This window comes from Rhodococcus sp. WB9 (assembly GCF_007558985.1).
GTDB classification, from domain to species: Bacteria; Actinomycetota; Actinomycetes; order Mycobacteriales; family Mycobacteriaceae; genus Rhodococcus_F; species Rhodococcus_F opacus.
The window spans coordinates 7,078,783-7,096,794 of the sequence record NZ_CP041769.1; the positions used below are offsets into that span (position 1 = coordinate 7,078,783).

An 18,012-nucleotide genomic window follows, 5' to 3' on the forward strand; every position below is an offset into this window, starting at 1 on the left:
ACGGAGGCGAGCATGGCGAGTTCACGCTCGAGGTTGGCTGCGGTTCGGTCACTCACGGCCGTCGCGGGTGGTGATCAGTTGTGCTAGCGGGGTGGTGTCGAGACGAGCGCCGCGGTGCTCGCGGTGACGAGGTGGGTGTTCGACCACGTCCTCCATACAACGCCGGGTCCCGGGTCGCAGCCGACCGTCAGAGGGTCCCTTCGACGTACGACGCCAGGTTCGCCAGCGAGGAGGCGATCCCGGCCTCGTGTACCTCGTGGTCGATGCCGGCTGGCACGTCGGTAGCAGTGACGGTCACCTCGGTCCCGTCCCCGGCGGCAGCGAGGTGCCAGGTCATCGTCATGGTGCCCGCGTACGCCGGGTCCTCAGCGTCGAACACCGCCCGCTGCACCACGCGCTCCGGTGGCACCAGGTCGGTGAATCCGACATCGACGACATCCGTCACATCCGATGTCTTTCCGGGGCTGCCGGCGGGGTTCAGGTAGGTCAGGACCATCCGGAACCCGCCACCAGGCCGGGGATCCCACCGCTCGACCCGCCCGCGCATGCCCTCCGGCGGTAACCAGGCCTCGAGGGACTCCCGGTCGAGGAGGGCGTCGTAGACGGTCGCCGGTGGTGCCGCGATCACCCTGCTGGCGCGGTCGGTCCTGTCCATCGCCCGATTGTAGAGCCGAGGAGTTTCATGGGTGGGCCCACAATCTCAACGGTGTCACCTATCGAGGGACGGGTGATGCCCCGCCCCCCCACCGCGAGGGTGCTCACCTGTTCTCGACCGGCCGCGCATTCCTGCGCCCGGTTTGAGGGTCGTGTACCGCGGGTGAGGTCACCGGGCGCCGGCGCCCACGGCCGGGGCCCGGGTCAACACCCGAGCCTGCGCCACCGTGGCCGTCAGCATGGCGGCCACCACCGTGATGACGCATACGAACGTCGCAGGGACAGTGGAATACCCGAACATCGCAGCGGCGCCCACACCGGCAGCGGTGGCCGTCAGCGCACCGACCGGCAGCAACACCGCCAGCATCTGCACTGCTCCCGAGCGCCGAACATCACCCGCCGCGGCCAACACCCACCACACACCCAGCAATGCGCACCCGTACGCCAGCACCGCACTACCGGCATAGAACACCAGCACCGAGGCCCACTCCACCGCGATGCCCACCGTGGCCGTGAACACGGCATATAACAACACCAGCATCGGCAACAACCCCGCAGTGACACCGCCCAGGGCCGCGGCGACAGTCCTGCCCAGCAAGAAGGTGCGCCGACGACGGCGTTCATCCCCACTCGCCGCCTCCCGCACCACCCGCCACCCGGACAGCCACAGCACCACCCCGCAACCGGCCCCGGCCACCGCGGCACCCCCGAGAACCACCACCACCACAATCGATGGATCAGTCAACCCCGACTGGAACAAGGTGGCCACCATGTGCGGCCGCGACGTAAACGCGACGAACACCACCACCGCAACCAGCCCGACGACCACACCCACAACCCCGAAAATCCCGCTCGCTCTGTCTCCCACCCACCCATCGTGTCACCGAGAGGCGCTCAGATACCGAAAACCGCGGCCACCGACGGTTCCCCAACGCACATGCGACCCTCCCGATCCATTTGCGCGGGATTCGTCACGTCCGGTTCACCGAGATACCCCGCACCCCTCCCCGGCACCGCTGGACCGGACAACCGCCCACCGCCGAAAATCATGATCCCCGCACACTCATAGCCTTCGCGGCAGGATGGTCGCACTGTACATCAGGACAATGTCGCAACTCACGCGACCGGCATCGCGGGCTGAGAGAGTGTTTTGAAAGTGTTCGATTCGGGCGCGGCGGACCTGCCCGGTGGCGGCATGATTGGGGCCGTGGTTGCTCGCAGGAAACGTCGCAAGCCGACGCCGTATCCGTCCGATCTGACCGATGCCCAATGGGAAGTGATCGCACCGATGGTGCCCACGGCGCTGCCGGGCGGTCGCCCGGCGATCCACGATCGACGGCGGATCGTGGACGCGATCCTCTACATCAACCGCACCGGTTGCTCGTGGCGGCAGTTCCCGCATGACTTCCCGCCCTGGCAGACCGTTTTCGGGTACTTCCAGCGATGGAACGAGTCCGGGGTGACCGACCGCATCCACGACGCGCTGCGGGCGAAGCTCCGTGACCTTAGCGGCCGGAATCCGATGGCGTCGGCCGGAATCCGATGGCGTCGGCCGGAATCCGATGGCGTCGGCCGGAATCCGATGGCGTCGGCCGGAATCCGATGGCGTCGGCCGGAATCCGATGGCGTCGGCGGGGATGGTCGATGCGCAGGCGGTCAAGGGCGCCGACACAGTCGGAACGGACACCCGCGGATGGGACGGCGGGAAACGGGTCAACGGCAGGAAGCGACACGTGGTCACGGACGCGCTGGGCCTATTGGTGGCCGTGCCGGTGACCGCGGCGAACGTGCAAGACCGCGACGGCGGGCGCCTGGCGTTGTCCCGGGCGAAGACAGAAATGCCGTCGAATGTTGTTGGCGTGGGCAGACGGCGGCTACGCCGGACGCCTCGTCGCATGGGTCGCGGAGCATTGCCGGATGACGCTCGAGATCGTGCGGAAATCCAAGGGGCAGCGGGGATTCAGTGTTCTGCCGCACCGCTGGCTAATCGAACGGACCCTGGCGTGGATCGTGCGTTGTCGTCGACTTGACCACGACTACGAACGCCTCCCGGCACACTCGGAAGCGATGATCAAATGGGCAATGATCGGATTGATGACCCGACGACTCGCCCCCGCACGCGGACGACGCCCCTGGCAGTCGACCCGCGCGGCGTGACACTTTCAGAACACTTTCTAAGGCGCTGCCGACGATGTGACCGTCGCGCTCGGCAACCAGACCATAGATGCCGTCAGTGTCCAGCATCGCCTTGATCTGGAAGTCGGCGAATTCGGGCGTGCCCGCTTCGATCGGAAAGTCATGGCGCGTGGCGAGCGCCTCGAAGGCGTCGAACATGAGGCGCCCACACACCTGGGCATCGTCCGGCGTCACCTCGCGAATCTGTAGCTCGGTCATTCACCTGTTGTCGCGCTTGCGCTGCCGACGGGTGTCCCAATGGCGGATCCCTATAGCGACTCACCGACCAGAGTCTTGCCCTACCGATCGATGTGCTGACATAGCTCGCCAATGGCGGCAACCGTGTCGTCGGTGTGGGTATCGATCCAAACCGGACCATCGTCGCACTTGCGCGGCAGCAGCATGTGTTGCCCCTGTGAGGGCCACTGCACGGAGTCGTAACCAGCGAGGTCGGACTGAACGGTGTCGGCCACCCAGACCGCGGCCTCATTGAACGGAGCATCCATCGACAAGCCGTCGCAGCGGGCGAACCCACTGATGCCGTGTACGCCCTGCCAGCCGATGGTGACGGCGTAGTCGCCGTTGACGGCAAGCTCCCACACCAATCCGTCCAACGGTACGTTGCGCCCGTACCGCAGGCACCGCAGATCGCGGGCGGCGGCTTCGAGGGCACGCACCCATACCTGCGGCGCGTCGACGTCGTGATCAGACCCGATCGCCGGACCGCCGGCGAACACGCCGAAGTGCCAAACCAAACTGTCCTGATTCCACAAGTCCTGGATTGGCATAACGCTATCTTCGCGCGTCGGAGTTGCCCGCCGGTGTCTCTAGCAGTGCGGGCTACCGCCTTGGAGAGAGCGTGCACGCAGACCACGTCGGGAGACTCGCCCACCTGACCCCACGATGTCGCGCATGACTCCCCTCACACGCTCCGGAAGGGCACGACCATCGATCACGGAAACAGTGACACCCAGCTCCTCACAGCTTCCTTCGACGTCAAGCGTCGAGTACCAGTTTGGGTGTGTGGGAACGTCCAACGCAGATCATCATCGTCTCGCCCTTCTCACGGTCTGCCTGCGAGAGGATCGAATCGTGATGTTCGGGCACTCCCTCGAGCACTCGGGTTTCGCAGGATCCGCAGAAGCCGTCCTCGCAGGAGTACAGGATGTCCGGGTTCGCTTCGAGGACGACTTCGAGCAGGGTGCGGTCGGCGGGCACCTTCAACGTGCAGCCGGTACGGCGCAGTTCGACGTCGAATTCGGTGGGCGACTGCCCGTCCGAGGCTTCCGCGGCCGCGGCAGGGTCTGCCCCCACGACGGGAGCGCCGAACCGCTCGAAATGAATCGCCTCGTCACCAAGGACCGGACCGCACACCGACTTCACCGCCTGCAGTAAGCCTTCGGGGCCGCAGCAGTACACGGCGGTGCCGGCTGGAACGTCGGCCAGGGCGGCTGCCAGGTCGAGGTTTCCGGATTCGTCTGAAGGAGAGACGTTCACCTCGCCGAGACCGCAAAACTCTTCTACGAATGCCATCGTGGCGCGGCTGCGGCCACCGTAGAGTGCGGACCAACTGGCGTTCTCCCGCGACAGTTGTCGTGCCATCGAAAGAATGGGAGTGACCCCGATTCCACCGGCGATCAGGAGGTAGTGGGGGGCGCGCTCGAGGGCGAAGTGGTTGCGGGGGCCACGCACCGCCAGGAGATCCCCCACCCGGACACTGTCGTGGATTTCCTTCGACCCACCGCGTCCCTCGTCCTCTCTCAGGACGGCGATCCGGTAGGCGGTCTTGTCGGTGGGGTCACCGCACAGGCTGTACTGCCGAACGGTCCCGGAGGGCAGCACGATGTCGATGTGTGCTCCGGGCTCCCATTCGCCGAGGGCGGCGCCGTCCGGTCGTTCCAGGGTCAGCGACAACACGCCATCGGATTCGAGTCGTTGTTGCCGGATCAGGAGGTGGTTGGTCTCTTGTGTCATTTTCAGATCCTTGAGGTCGAGAGAACTGGCGCGTATGCACCCGCGGTGCGGTATCCCCCCTTGAGGACATCGACGAAGGCGGTGGCGAGATCGACCTGGGTGATGGACACCAGCATGTCGAGTTCCATCCTCAGTACTGCCATCGCTTCGGCGCCTTGCTGGCTGTCCCAGTCCTGCTGATCGACCAGTACGCCGGCGAGCAGGTTGCCCGACTGGCGGGCTGCTTCGGCCATCGTGGTGGCGAAACCGACGGGGACTTGGGGCAGCACCGAGCCGATGAGAATGACCATGTCCGATTCGGTAGCCAACTCGTCGATACAGCGCATGGTAGTGGTGTCGGCGTTGATGTCGCGCACGGCCACCTCATTCGGCGCGTGCTCGGTGACCACCCGCACCTCGGTCAGCCCCGCCGCAGCCATCTGGTCAACGAGTCTGCGACCCGATTCACCCAAGGGCACCAGTACAATTCGTGCCACGTAGGACAGTCGGCGTGGTGTCATCTCGCTCATGACAACGTTCCTCGTTTCTGATCGGTCGGGCGGCGCAGCTGCGGGCGGATGACGACGTGCGGACTCACCGGCCCCCGTCCGGTAGCCATCCGTCCCAGCATGTTGTCGACCTCGTCCAGGTCGACGTCGACGGAGGGCACGATTTCCAAGCCTGATCGCCCGTCGGCGAGGAGTTCGATGCTGCGTGTGACCGCATCGGGGGAGCGGCCGCGGACACCGACGATCGTGTTGGCGCCGCGTACCAGGGATTTGAGATCGAGTTCGCAGACCGGGGTCGAGCCCAGTCCGCCGATGACGAGCCGGCCCCGCTTGCGCAGCACGCGGGCGGCGGCGGCAACGGCCTCTCCCCCGAGTCCGACGGTGTCGAGTAGCACGTCGGTTCCCTCGCCGCCGGTTGCTCGCAGGATCAGCTCTGGGAGGCTGTGGTTGTTGTTGATCACCGGTACCGCACCGAGTGATTCGGCGATCTCGAGTCGCCCGGCCGAGTCCGGCACCCCGATGACGACGATGCGGGCGGCGCCGACGGCTCGGGCCGCGGCTACCGCGGCGATGCCGTGGTAGCCGGGGCCGATGACGACGACCGTGGAGCCTTCCTTGGCGCCGCCGGCGTCGACCGTCCAGTCGAGTGCGTTGGCGAAGGGCTGCGTCCACGCCGCGAGATCTGCGTCGAGATCCGCCGGTAGGCGGTACACGAGACTGTTCGCGCTGAGCTGCATGTATTCGGCGTTGCCGCCGTGCAGGCCGGCCCCGTCGTCCGCCGAGAGAAGGCCCACTCGCCGTTTTCCCGCGAACAAATCGGTGTGTGGGCACATGCGGTAGTCCCCGATGCGGCACGCCGGGCAGGCCGCCCGCAGACACGGCAGGTATTCCTCCAACGCGACCCGGTCGCCGGGCCGCACGTCCCACGCGGTCGACTGGGTCTCCTCCACCGAGACGACGGTCCCGACGACGTGATGGCCGAGCACGGTGGGCGAGTCCAGTCCGGCCCGATACAGACCGACATCGGTTCCGCACACTGCGGAGGATTCGACTTCGAGCCAGCCCACCGCACCGATTGCCGCGTCGGTGTCGAGGTGGCGGACGGTCGTCGTCGTGTCGGGCATCGACACCGCGGCGCGGACCAGCCCCGGCGGGCCGACTACCGAGCGCGTCGGTGCGATGTCGATGTGGGCGCTGTTGGTCACGTCGGACTCCTTGTTCTCGTTGCCTCGGTATCAGATGGAGACGAAGTCTTCGCCCTCGACCATGCGGAGCGCATCCTCGGCGCCCTCCTTGAACGGCGTCGCTTTCGGCAGCAGGACCGAGGTCGACCGCACACGCTGATGTTCGGGCTTCATCCCGGGCAGGGTCCCCGCCTCGAGCTCTGCGAGCGCGCCGAGCAGCCGACGCCGAGCCAAGATGATGCCCGCGTCCGAGGTACCGAGCCGTTCCTTCGTGCGATCGCAGATCTCACCCATCGACTCCTGCAGGGAGAAGTCCTGCGCGGCAATGCCCTCGATGCCGGAGAACGTCTCCTTCCGCCGCTGGGCCTCGCGGTCCATCAGGTAGTCGTTGTCCTTGTTCGCCAGCGTCCGGTAGGTCCCGGGGATGTACTTGGCGTGGATGCCGTCGCCATTGCGCATCGACGCGAGTTCGTCGTCGCGCAGTTCCCGGGTGGGGTGGTAGTTGATGCTCCACGCCCAGCACGTCTCGTCGTCGATCGGCACCCACGCGTGCCCGCCGAGCGGGTTGTGCGTTCCGAACGGCGGAATGATGGTGTACCAGGGCATGATCCACTGCGTGATCCGCCAGTAGTACTCCTCGTCGTTAGCGTTGCGGCGGGCCCCGATGACCAGACCGCCGTCGCTCTCGGCGACCTCGAACTTCGGTCGGGTGTCGGCCTTGAGGTACTTGTTGCCCTCGGTTCCCGAGTGCATCGGATCGTCGTCGAGGTTGAACCGGTGGGCGAACGAGACGTGACTCGAGTCGATCCCGCCCTCCATCGCCTGCAGGTAGTTCGTCTCCTGCAGGCGCTTCGAGGCAAATCGGTGGCCCTCGCCGAGCATCGCCCACTCGAGTTCGGGCAGTTCGGGTTTCAGCTCGGGCGGGCCCATGTAGGTCCAGATCACGCCCCCGCGCTCGACACACGGGTACGCCTTCTGCTTGATCCGGGACTTGAACTTCGAGTCCTCCGGCTCGGATGGCATGTCGATGCAGTTGCCTTCGACGTCGTACTTCCAGCCGTGGTACGCGCAGCGCAGTCCGCAGTCCTCGTTGCGGCCGAAGTACAGCGAGGCGGTGCGGTGACTGCAGAACTCGTCGAGCAGACCGAGCCGGCCCTGGGTGTCGCGGAATGCGATCAGTTGCTCGCCGAGCAACTTGACCCGGACCGGAGCGCAATCCGGCTCAGGCAACTCCTCCGCCAGCAATGCCGGGATCCAGTATCGGCGAAAGAGCCGGCCCATCGGCGTATCGGGGCCCGTCTGTACCAGCAGGGTGTTTTGGTCTTGCGTCAGCATGGGAGTCCTTTCGACCTTCCGCGGCATTCTCGTCCGCATAGCGCGCATGTGCGCGCAAATTGACCGGTCTCGAAACTGTGACACAAACCGCTTCGTAGCGTCAACCATGGGCGGCCTTACCTCTCAGACCCAAGGCCGCAGGTCCTCGCCATTTCAGGCACCGAGATGCGTCGAACCCGGCCGCCCTGATCGCGCACAATCCAATGACTACGCGACTGAATAGCACGCGCATATGCGCGCAGAGCGAACTTCACTAGACTCTCGGTAGTGGGATCCAATGGAGCCACTCAGCGAGTGCAGCCACCGGAGAGGGAGCAGATGACGCGAGCCAGGAGCGCGGTCGACGGCATACCGTCGTCGACGCCCGTGCGGCCGGCCCGGCCGAAGGACGCGGTCCAATCACTCGAACGCGCGATCGCGGTGCTGACCACCTTCGACCGCGAGCATCGCGACCTCACGCTGACCGAGGTAGCAGATCGGTGCCGACTTCCCCGCTCCGCGGCGCGGCGATTCCTACACACGCTCGTCGAACTCGGATTCGTCGCTGTCTCCGGCCGCAAGTTCACCCTGACACCGCAGGTACTCGAGCTGGGCTATGCCAATCTGTCGAGGTTCACCCTGGCCGACGTGTGCCAGCCGCACCTCGAGGCACTTGCGCGAAACCTGGGAACCTCCGCGTCCGTGACCGTGCTCGAAGGCCCGGACATTCGGTACGTCGGCAGGGTAGACGTTGCATCCGGCATGTCGGTGTCCTTGAAGGCGGGTAGCCGGTTGCCTGCCCGCCGAACCGCGGCTGGACAGGTGCTGCTGGCCGCACTTCCCGAGTCCGAGCTGAACCGGCATCTCGATGTCACGGCTACCCAGGACTCCCACCCCGCGCTCACAAAGGACGAGCGCAGTCGACTCGGGCGCGAGTTGGACATTATTCGCCGTCAGGGCTGGGCCTTCGCCGATCAGGTTCTCGACGTCGGCGTGCAAGCGTTGGCCGTGCCGCTTCGCTCCCGAACCGGCCGCAACGTCGGCGCGCTCACGGTGTCGATGTACCAAACACACGAACCTGCGCGCACCCTGGTTTCGCGGTACCTTCCCCCGCTCCTCGAAACCGCCGGCCGGATCTCCCTGGAACTGCGCGCCGGAATCGACATCTGATTGCACGGCCTGCTGCGGGGCCGCGCGGACGTCCGCCCAGTCGCCGAGTGACCACGGTTTGTTCCATCGGCACCCCCGCTACCCGTTGCGACACTTTGGCGGCGCACGAAGCATCCTGGGGCGGCAACAGTAGGCAACACCCCAGGGACTGCGGCACTGGCGTCCGAAGATAGAATGCTTGAACGCTATGCGGACGCCGGATGAGGCGACCGTGCGCATCGTCGCGCGGCAATAGGACTGTCGATGGAGTACCTGCAGTGAACAACCGCGATTTCCGAGGACTGCTGCCGCTGCTGACTGCGGCCATGGCTATCGGGCCGCTGCTGACCTACGGGCTGAGTTCGACGAGTGCGCTGGTCATCGACTCGCTCGGTATCACCGCGGTGCAGTTCGGGATGCTTGCCACGCTCACCTTCCTGACGGCGGCTGCCCTGTCCCTGGCCTTCGGCCGGTTCAGTGATCGCTTCCCCGCTCGCGCCCTGCTCGTCACAGTATTCGCGGGCGCCGCACTCTCGTTCGTCGTCGCGGCGCTGTCGACGAACTACCTGTGGTTACTGGCAGCCATGGCCTTGTCCGGGGCAGCGCAGGCTCTGTCGAACCCGGTCACCAATCGCGTGATCAGCGACCACGCCCCACCGGCAAAGCGGTCACCCTGGATCGGAGTGAAGCAGTCGGGGGTGCAGGCCAGTCAACTCGCCGCCGGGATCGGATGCCCCACCCTGGCGCTTGCCTGGGGATGGCGAGGCCCGCTCTGGGTCGGCGCCGCCATCGCGGGCATCTCGGCCGTCCTGGCCTGGCGTTTCGCACCGTCTCGTGCTCGTTCGCGTCGGTCGGCGGGCGCGAACGAGTTCGCTCCACCGTCCTTCGGCCGTACCGAGCACCGATCGCTGCCCCCGGCCATCTGGCTATTCGCCGCCTACGCCTTGTTCTCCGGCGCCGCCCTTCAAGCCACCAACGTCTATCTTCCGCTGTTCGCGCACGACGAGATGGGCTTGAACCTGACCGTGGCCGGGCTCACCGCAGCGATTGCCGGCCTGATCGGTGTCACCGCGCGGATCGGTTGGGGCCGGGCGCTGGCCGGGAAAACCGGCCCCTTCGTCCTGCTGTTGATCCTCGCATCGGGCTCCACGCTCGGCGCACTCGCCCTCCTCGGCGCCCAGATTCTGGGATGGCTTCCTCTGCTGTGGCTCGGCGTCGGCGTCCACGGCGCGACTGCGCTCGCGGCCAACGTGGTCTTGATGGCTGGCGCGCTCCGCGTAGTTCAGACCAGCGCCGTGGGCCGCGCCTCGAGTGCCATCGCGGTCGGGATGTACCTCGGATTCGCCTGCGGGCCCGCGCTGATGGGACTGCTGTCCGACCACACCGGTGGATTCGCGACCGGCTGGTCAGCTGCGGTGGCGCTGTACACGGTATGCATCGCCCTCAGCCTCTGGGGGATCCGCGGTACCGATGCACACACCCAGTCGGCAGCACCCCACGAAGTAGATAGGTTGAGCCTGTGAGCGAGAACGAAGCGACCACGATGCCCCCGGAACAGAACCGCGACCACGTCCAAGCTCTCGGCCGGGGGCTCGAGGTACTCAAACTGTTCGGGCGAGAACGCCGCCCCCTGTCGGTCACCGAGGTCGCGACCCTCGCCGGCATCACCCGCACCGCGGCCCGCCGTTTCGTGTTGACACTGGAGTACATGGGCTACCTGTCCTATGACGGCACCGCCTACACCGCCCGCCCCGCAGTACTCGAGATCGGTGATGCCTACGTCCTGAGCAGCGGCCTTCCCGATATCGTCCGGCCCTACCTCGAGCGCCTCGCCGAGCAGACACAGGAGACGGCGTCCCTCACCGTGCTGCACCGCGACACGATCTTCTACGTCGACCGGGTCCAGGCCGACCGGGTCCTCACAGTCGAGATCGTGGTCGGGACGAGTCTGCCGGCCTACGCCGTCGCCACCGGCCGGGTGCTCCTGTCACACCGCACGGATGCCGAACTCGACGCCTATCTGGCGACCGTGAACACCCACAGTTACACCGAGGCCACCACGATCGACACCGCCGAACTGCGCGCGAAGATCATCGACGCTCGCAACGAGGGATGGTCGCTGGCGGACGAGGAACTCACCGAGGGGGTCCGTTCGATCGCCGTGCCCATTCGCGACGCCGACGGCCACGCAGTCGCGGCCCTCAACGTCTCCGCCCAGTCGTCGCGTGTCTCACTCGACCACATGAGGGGATCAATCCTCACCGCACTCCAGAAAGCAGCCGCGCAGATCCGTGAGGAGCTGACGGGGATCTGAAGACTCGTCGGCGGACGCGCGCCGTTTCTCGACGGTGATCGGCACGGCGCACGACTGAAGTGCGGAGCGGCGACGACACGGCCGGTCCATGGCTCGATGGCGTGAGCAGGTTCAGGCAGTTCACGTCCGCATGGCGCGCAATTGATCAACAAACGGACGGAACTGTTGTGTGAACACGATCACCTTGATAGAACAGGTGTAGCGCTCGACCGGTCCAAGGTGGCTAGCCCTCAGCTTTTCAGCGCCGCGCCTACGCGTGACGTTCACCGCCCAACTCCACACTTCGACTGCGCCAACGCTATTCAACTAAACGGCAACGATCCTCTGCGACGCGTTCCGGGTTGCAGCCCAGCCCCGAGACCCTGAGCAATCGCGCCGAGACCAGACAGGAACGACCTCGTGCAGACAATTTCCGCATCCCCTGATCAGCAGGTACGCAACCGGTATCGGTGGGTAGTACTCGTGCTCTGCTGGCTCGCCTTCACCATGACCTCGGTCGATCGCTCCACCTGGGGTCCGGCGTCGGTCTTCGTCGGCGAGGATCTCGGCGTGCCACTCGCCAGCCTCGGCGTGTTCGCCACCGCGTACTACGTCGGATACGTCTGCTCCAACGCCCTCACCGGGGTGCTGTCCGACCGATTCGGTGGCCGCGAGGTAGTCACCGCGTCGCTTGTCGGCGCAGGTGTCTTCATGATGGTCTTCGGATCAACCACCTCTGCGGCGATCGGCATCGGCGTGCAGGCAGTCGTCGGTTTCTTCGCCGGCGCGGATTACGCCGCAGGCGTCAAACTCCTTGCAAGCTGGTTCAAGCCCAAAGAACTCGGCAAAGTCATGGGACTGTTCACCTCCGCCACCTCACTCGGCACCGTCATCGCCAACACTGTCGTCCCATGGATGATCAACCATTACAGCTGGCACGCCTCCTACCATCTTTTCGGTGCCATCTCGGTCGTGACCGCAGTCGCCTGCTACGTAATCATCCGACCGGGACCGGTCGTCAACCAACGCGCCACGAACCGTGACGGCAAACGTCCCTCCGCCTGGAAGACACTGACCACTAACCGCGACCTGATGCTGCTCTCACTCGCGGGGTTCGGCGGCTTCTGGGGCACGTACGGATTCGTCACCTGGTCTAACGCCCTCCTCATCAAAGGACATGGAGTCTCCAGCACCACCGCCGGATTCATCGTGGCCATCTTCGCGGGCGTGGCGGTGTTCAGCAAGCCCCTCATCGGAATGCTCGGCGACAAAGTCGGCAGCGCCCGAAAGCCCGCGATCGTCATCCTCGCGCTGTTCGCCGTGATCCTGATCTTCTTCGGCACCCTGGACAACGTCCCGGCGCTCCTGATTGCGGCACCCGTCCTCGGCCTGGTCGGATACGGATACCTGCCGCTGATCGTCGCGATGATTCCGCGTCTGGTTTCGAGCGAGGTCACCGGTACCGCCGCCGGCGCCTCCAACGCCTTCTGGCAGATCGCCAGCACTCTCGTCCCTCTCGCGATCGGCGCGGTCTTCTCCGCCACCGGCTCGTTCCTGGCGGCGTTCTCCGCCCTCGCCGTCGGACCGATGATCGGCGCAGTCGTCCTGTACTTCGTCGACGAGGACGGCGGAAGGATCACGGTCGCCGACCCGGCACCGGAACCGCCCGACACCACCACACACTGATACCCACTTCCCAACGACACGACGGACTCCCGAGGGAGGCCGTCGTGTCGTTGGTGCAGCGCACTCGGGGGTGATCGTCGTCAGCCGGCGCGGCGGCAAGTTCGCGGGACTCGTCGCTGCTGACGGTGTGTTCGAGTCCGCGAAATCCAAGGACGCACACGCCCGCGCGCTTCACGATGTGGGCCGTGACGTTCCCGAGCTTCTTGCTGGCTTCGGCCCGCAACTCGTTCGTCTCCCCGGACCGGTATCGGGACACAGCGGAGCGGGACCGCCCGATCCTGGCAGCAACGACATCGACACCGCCCATGCGTCCGATCGCCACACGTCGCTGCGCATGCTGGACGACGTCTGCGTGTGGAATGCGACCCTGCTGCGGCAAGCCTCGACGATGCGCCAACACACCCGCGGTCCACGGCATGCCGCGATCGCCTACCTCGGCAGGGATGCACCCACTCTGCCGAGGCGTGCAGGTGACGTCCTCGTCCTGAACGCCTTCCGGGCCGCGGTGCGCGCGCAGTGACCTCGCCGATTGCGCTCGCGTACTATGTCGAGGCCGGTGTCCGGGTCCTATCGTCGCCGAACCTGCACACAAGCGTGATCGCCACCAGTAGGCGGTCGGTCATCGGCTCCGCGAATGCTTCCCACGGCTCGACCATCGCCGTTGAGGCCGTGGTCATCACCGATGATCCTGACACCGTCGCCGCCGACAACGTGGGTCTACCCGCCGGCAGACGTGGATTCGGACGCCATCGCGATCCCCCACACCCCCAGAACCTTCGGCCACCTCCGGCCAGCCCGAACAGGCGTACAGCCGATTTCGTTGCGGACGCCGAGCACCAGCTCGCCGACCTCGGGCACCCCAATCCCCGACTGACCACCGATCACGAAATCGTCTCTCCGCCAGCTGCGCGCTCCAACTTCGGAACCTTTGAACTACTGCAACCATTACCCGTATTGAACAGTGGGAACGACATGTCCCCCAGCAGCGGCTCACCGACATCGCGCCCGGACCTGACCACCCCGCCGCTGCATCCTCGCGTTCCGCAAGGGGCTTCCTCGCCGTGGCCGGGCCGTCAGATGGCAGCGGTGAACCGGCAGAGCTCTCTTTTGGGGCAGCTTGGTGCACCCAGAAAATGCACGGGCCGTGGACCCTACGACAGATGGCCGTTCACCCGGCGTGGGATACCCCACGGGTTCGCGTCGACGAGTGCGGGAGGCAGATGTGCTTCGTGCACCGATTGGTATGCGACCGGCCGCAGGAACCTCCGAATCGCGGTAGCTCCGACTGACGTGTGAACGGAGTTGGTGGCGGGGTACGGACCGCCGTGGTGCTGGGCCCAACTGACGGCGACACCGGTGGGCCATCCGTTCCAGATGACGCGCCCCGCGTAGCGCGCAAGTGCGTCGAGCAGTGCTGCAGCATCGTGGTCATCGTCGGTGCCGTGGACGGTCGCCGTCAGCGTGCCCGGCAGGACAGCCATCGTCGCGTGAAGTTCCGCGACCGATGCGTAAGTCACGATCAATCCGAATGGACCGAAGCACTCTTTGATCAGGGCCTGTGAATTTCGATGCAACGCCCGAGCGTCGGTCACGCCGATCACCGGGCGGACCGACAGATCGTCCAGATCGCTCTGCTCGGGCGATGACACCGGCCGGACGTCCGGGTGCTCGAGGATCTCCCGGGACACATCGAGGAACGATTGACGAATTCCTCTGTGCAGCAGACGGAAAGAATCGTCCGCGACCGCGGTTCGGACGAGCCACTCGATCGAACTCTGGTCGGGGACGAACAGAATCCCCGGTTTGGTACAGAACTGACCGGCGCCGAGGAGTAATGATTCGAGGAATTGGCCCGCAATCTTTCCCGACCGTTCCGCAGCCGCAGCAGGTGTCACGAACACCGGGTTGATACTGCCGAGCTCGCCGTAAAACGGGATAGGGTACGGCCGACCGGCTGCCAGATCTGCCAGAGCCCGGCCACCCGATGTCGAACCGGTGAATCCGACGGCCGTGATGCGCGGATCCTGAACGAGCAGACGTCCGACGTCGGCGCCCTGCACTACCCCGAACGTGCCGTCCGGGGCGCCGCCCGCACGGAGTCCCTCGTCGATCGCCCGCGCGTAGGCGGCGGTCAATCGCGGCTGAGCGGGATGCGCTTTCGCGACGACGGGACAGCCGGCGGCCAATGCGGACGCGGTATCCCCGCCCCCGAGCCCGAACGCGAACGGAAAGTTACTCGCACCGAACACCGCGGCGGGTCCGGTGGGTACAAGCATCCGCCGCAGATCGGGGCGCGGAGCGGGAAGCGCGTCCGGATCTGCTGTGTCGATGATGGCCTCCAGCCAGGAGCCCTCCTCGACGACATCGGCGAACATTCGAAGCTGCATCGTGGTCCGCGAGACTTCGCCGCGAAGGCGCGCCTCGGGGAGCGAACTGTCGGCGGCCGCCAGCGGCACCAATTCCGCCCCGTTTGCGTCGAGTGCGTCGGCCATCGACCGCAGAATCTGTGCCCGCCGGCTCGGGTCCGTTCGGGCGAGTGACGTCGCGGCGGTCTCCGCGGCCGAGAGAATCCGCTCGTAATCCTCTGTGGTGGTGTCTGGAAGGGTCTCTATCGCAGTGGTTTCCATTGCTATTCCTGTCGAGTTCGGAGCGTCCGTGCTGAGGATGTGGGCCTCAGTGTGCGGGAGAACGAGTGTGACGCCATACCTCCACATGGAGATGGTGTGAGTGCAGTCACGACGCCAGGATTGGCATCACACGAGGTACCGAATGACTTTGGAGGACGACAATGACCGCAACGACGGGTCCCCTTGCGGGGGTTCGGGTACTGGACATGACACGTCTGGCACCCGGACCGTACGCGAGCATGCTGCTCGCGGATCTCGGTGCAGACGTGATCGCGATCGGTGGTGGTCGTTCCGGGCTTCCGGTGCCGGCACTGTCTCGAGGCAAGGAATTCATATCGCTGGATCTCAAGACCGTGGACGGCCGCCAGGCCCTGCGAACGCTCGTCTCGGAAGCTGACGTTTTCATGGAGGGATTCCGGCCCGGTGTTGCGGACAGGCTGGGCGCCGGCTACGCGGAACTGTCGGCCCTCAATCCGGGACTCGTCTACTGCAGCGTGACGGGCTACGGCCAGGACGGACCGATGGCGCAACGCGCCGGTCACGACATCAACTACCTCGCGATCGGGGGTGCCCTCGGTACCTTCGGCCCATCGGATCAGCCGCCGGTCCCGCCGTTGAACCTGGTCGCCGACTTCGCGGGAGGTGGGTTGCTGTCGGCCTTCGGCATTCTGGGCGCGTTGTACGACAGGACTCGAACAGGTGTGGGACGGTATATCGATTCCGCCATGGTCGACGGCGTCCTGTCGATGATGGGAATGAACTTCGTCGATTGGCAGACGCCGACGCTGCCCGGCCGCGGACGTGGCGTACTGGTCGGGTCGATGCCGTTCTATCGGTGCTATCGCTGTTCCGACGGTCGATACGTCGCGGTGGGTGCCCTGGAGGTGGCATTTTTCGAGCGGTTGTGGACCACCCTCGACCTCGGAGCCGTACCGAATCATTTCGACGAGTCCACCTGGGACCTCATCGAGAAGTCGCTGACCGCCGAGTTCGAGAAGAAGACGATGGCGGAGTGGACCGCGGTGTTCGCCGACGTGGATGCGTGCGTGACACCGGTGCTCGAACCGCACGAGCTGTCCACGTTCGACCAGATCGTGGCCAGGGATCCGGGATTCGCACTGGATTCGGTCCCGGTGGTCCCCGTGTTCTCCGGCGGACCGAAACGGCGCATCACCGACACCCGCATCAAGACCGAAGAAGTCCTGCGCCGCGCCGGACTTCCCGAAGATGTCGCCGGCCGTGCCGCCGCGGACGGCGTCCCACCCTCCGTGACGGGTCTGAGCTGGCCACCGCTGTGACCGTCGACTCCCGAATCATCACATTCCCCGCAGACACCAGGAGCAATTCATGAGTATCGAACACCGCGAGTTCCGCGCGAGCGTCCGCAAACTCGCGCAGACCAAGATCGCACCGCATGCCGCCGACGTGGATGACAAGGAGCGATTCCCGTCGGAATCGTGGGCGGCCCTGTGCAGCAACGACCTGCCCGGACTTGCACATCCCGAGAGCCTCGGTGGGAGCGGAGCCGATCTCCTCTCCCAGGTCATCGCAGTGGAGGAAGTCGCAGCATCCTGCGCAAGCTCGGCGCTGGTGATGCTGGTCAACTGGGCGGGCACGTCCACAGTGCTGAGTCAGGGCTCCAACGAGTTGAAGCAACTGGTGGTACCAGGTGTCGCGTCGGGCTCCGCCGGCGCTGCGTGGTGCATGACCGAGCCGCGCGTGGGTTCGGACCTGTCGGCCATCGCGACAACCGCGATACAGGATGGTTCCGACTGGATTCTGAATGGGCAGAAGCGATTTATCAGCAATGCGCCGTGGGCCGACTGGTACGCGGTCCTGGCGAAGACCGGCGACAAATCACTCGGTGTCTTCATCGTGCACAAGGACGATGACGGCGTCAGCTTCGGTGCGCCCGAGAAGAAGATGGGAATGCGCGGCAGTCCGACGGCCGATGTCGTCCTCGACGGATGTCGGCTCCCCGCTGTTCGTGTCGTCAATGATCCCTATAGGGGGTTCCAGTACATCTCTGCGGAACTGAACGTCAGCCGCGCACTCATCGCGGCGCAGGCCCTCGGAATTGCGCAGGGCGCTTTCGATGCCGCCGTCTCGTACACGACGAACCGCGACCAGTTCGGCCAGCCCATTTCGCGCTTCCAGCTTCTGCGGGGCATGGTCGCCGATATGGCCGTCAAGATCGAGTCGGCTCGTTCGCTGCTTTACGACGCGGTCCATCTCATTCAGGACGGGGATCCGGCGGCGCGTGCGAAGGTGGCCATGGCGAAGCTGCTGTGCAGCGACAATGCCATGTCGGTGACCACCGATGCGCTACAACTGCACGGCGGTTACGGCTATGTGCGTGACTATCCGGTGGAGCGGATGATGCGCGACGCCAAGATCACTCAGATCTATGAGGGCACCAATCAGATTCAGCGACTTCTCATCGCCAAATCGGTTTACGGAAAGTAGGG

16 protein-coding genes and 4 pseudogenes are annotated in these 18,012 nt (G+C 65.7%); 11 read left to right on the top strand and 9 right to left on the bottom strand.

Annotated elements, in window-relative coordinates:
* Positions 1-187 precede the first annotated feature (187 nt).
* Entirely contained in the window at positions 188-655 is a 468-nt protein-coding gene (locus FND50_RS32955) for an SRPBCC family protein (protein WP_144288543.1), read from the bottom strand.
* 168 nt (positions 656-823) lie between these two features.
* Entirely contained in the window at positions 824-1,522 is a 699-nt protein-coding gene (locus FND50_RS32960) for a hypothetical protein (RefSeq protein WP_144288544.1), read from the bottom strand.
* Between the two features lie 420 nt (positions 1,523-1,942).
* Here FND50_RS32960 and FND50_RS37945 point away from each other — a divergent pair.
* The 4 genes and pseudogenes from FND50_RS37945 to FND50_RS37960 all read left to right on the top strand — a co-directional run.
* Positions 1,943-2,071: pseudogene (locus FND50_RS37945) on the top strand (transposase); the annotation flags it as partial.
* A 220-nt stretch (positions 2,072-2,291) separates the two neighbouring features.
* Positions 2,292-2,420 (top strand): annotated as a pseudogene (locus FND50_RS37950) (transposase); the annotation flags it as partial.
* 82 nt (positions 2,421-2,502) lie between these two features.
* Positions 2,503-2,811 carry a transposase gene (locus FND50_RS37955; RefSeq protein WP_222105596.1) on the top strand — a complete coding sequence of 103 codons (309 nt, stop codon included), beginning with the start codon at positions 2,503-2,505 and terminating at the stop codon, positions 2,809-2,811.
* A gap of 36 nt (positions 2,812-2,847) precedes the next feature.
* Complete coding sequence (locus FND50_RS37960) at positions 2,848-3,039, top strand: hypothetical protein (RefSeq protein WP_397492953.1); 192 nt, start codon at positions 2,848-2,850, stop codon at positions 3,037-3,039.
* Between the two features lie 89 nt (positions 3,040-3,128).
* Here FND50_RS37960 and FND50_RS32975 read toward each other — a convergent pair whose 3' ends face one another.
* From FND50_RS32975 to FND50_RS32995, 5 genes are all read right to left on the bottom strand, one after another.
* On the bottom strand, positions 3,129-3,617 hold the full coding sequence (locus tag FND50_RS32975) for a hypothetical protein (RefSeq protein WP_144288545.1): 489 nt from the start codon (positions 3,615-3,617) through the stop codon (positions 3,129-3,131).
* A gap of 208 nt (positions 3,618-3,825) precedes the next feature.
* The gene (locus tag FND50_RS32980) at positions 3,826-4,803 is read right to left on the bottom strand and encodes a PDR/VanB family oxidoreductase (protein ID WP_144288546.1); all 978 of its coding nucleotides are present in this window, start codon (positions 4,801-4,803) and stop codon (positions 3,826-3,828) included.
* Positions 4,804-4,805: 2 nt separating this feature from the next.
* Positions 4,806-5,312, bottom strand: a complete 507-nt coding sequence (locus FND50_RS32985; protein WP_186301187.1) for a hypothetical protein — start codon at positions 5,310-5,312, stop codon at positions 4,806-4,808.
* Positions 5,309-6,496, bottom strand: a complete 1,188-nt coding sequence (locus FND50_RS32990; RefSeq protein WP_144288547.1) for a zinc-binding dehydrogenase — start codon at positions 6,494-6,496, stop codon at positions 5,309-5,311. The genes FND50_RS32985 and FND50_RS32990 overlap by 4 nt, the downstream gene beginning before the upstream one ends.
* A 30-nt stretch (positions 6,497-6,526) precedes the next feature.
* Positions 6,527-7,810 (bottom strand): aromatic ring-hydroxylating dioxygenase subunit alpha, encoded by a 1,284-nt coding sequence (locus FND50_RS32995; protein WP_144288548.1) that lies wholly within the window; start codon positions 7,808-7,810, stop codon positions 6,527-6,529.
* 318 nt (positions 7,811-8,128) lie between these two features.
* Here FND50_RS32995 and FND50_RS33000 point away from each other — a divergent pair, with 318 nt between their 5' ends.
* From FND50_RS33000 to FND50_RS33015, 4 genes are all read left to right on the top strand, one after another.
* Positions 8,129-8,959 (top strand): IclR family transcriptional regulator C-terminal domain-containing protein, encoded by an 831-nt coding sequence (locus FND50_RS33000; protein ID WP_144288549.1) that lies wholly within the window; start codon positions 8,129-8,131, stop codon positions 8,957-8,959.
* 257 nt (positions 8,960-9,216) lie between these two features.
* Positions 9,217-10,461 carry a nitrate/nitrite transporter gene (locus tag FND50_RS33005; protein ID WP_144288550.1) on the top strand — a complete coding sequence of 415 codons (1,245 nt, stop codon included), beginning with the start codon at positions 9,217-9,219 and terminating at the stop codon, positions 10,459-10,461.
* The gene (locus tag FND50_RS33010) at positions 10,458-11,252 is read left to right on the top strand and encodes an IclR family transcriptional regulator C-terminal domain-containing protein (RefSeq protein WP_144288551.1); all 795 of its coding nucleotides are present in this window, start codon (positions 10,458-10,460) and stop codon (positions 11,250-11,252) included. The genes FND50_RS33005 and FND50_RS33010 overlap by 4 nt, the downstream gene beginning before the upstream one ends.
* Before the next feature lie 399 nt (positions 11,253-11,651).
* A complete protein-coding gene (locus FND50_RS33015; RefSeq protein ID WP_260850792.1) occupies positions 11,652-12,917 on the top strand; it encodes an MFS transporter in 1,266 nt (421 codons plus the stop codon).
* Positions 12,918-13,097: 180 nt separating this feature from the next.
* Here FND50_RS33015 and FND50_RS37965 read toward each other — a convergent pair.
* Positions 13,098-13,290 (bottom strand): annotated as a pseudogene (locus FND50_RS37965) (hypothetical protein); the annotation flags it as partial.
* 15 nt (positions 13,291-13,305) lie between these two features.
* On the opposite strand from FND50_RS37965, the pseudogene FND50_RS36390 reads away from it, so the two are divergent.
* Positions 13,306-13,814: pseudogene (locus FND50_RS36390) on the top strand (hypothetical protein); the annotation flags it as partial.
* 254 nt (positions 13,815-14,068) lie between these two features.
* Here the strand turns inward: FND50_RS36390 and FND50_RS33035 are convergent.
* Positions 14,069-15,544, bottom strand: coding sequence for an aldehyde dehydrogenase (NADP(+)) (locus tag FND50_RS33035; protein ID WP_144288552.1), 1,476 nt, complete (start codon positions 15,542-15,544; stop codon positions 14,069-14,071).
* A gap of 161 nt (positions 15,545-15,705) precedes the next feature.
* On the opposite strand from FND50_RS33035, the gene FND50_RS33040 reads away from it, so the two are divergent.
* Together FND50_RS33040 and FND50_RS33045 are read left to right on the top strand one after the other, a co-directional pair.
* Positions 15,706-16,842, top strand: a complete 1,137-nt coding sequence (locus tag FND50_RS33040; protein ID WP_144288553.1) for a CaiB/BaiF CoA-transferase family protein — start codon at positions 15,706-15,708, stop codon at positions 16,840-16,842.
* A 49-nt stretch (positions 16,843-16,891) separates the two neighbouring features.
* Positions 16,892-18,010 carry an acyl-CoA dehydrogenase family protein gene (locus FND50_RS33045; protein WP_144288554.1) on the top strand — a complete coding sequence of 373 codons (1,119 nt, stop codon included), beginning with the start codon at positions 16,892-16,894 and terminating at the stop codon, positions 18,008-18,010.
* Positions 18,011-18,012 lie beyond the last annotated feature (2 nt).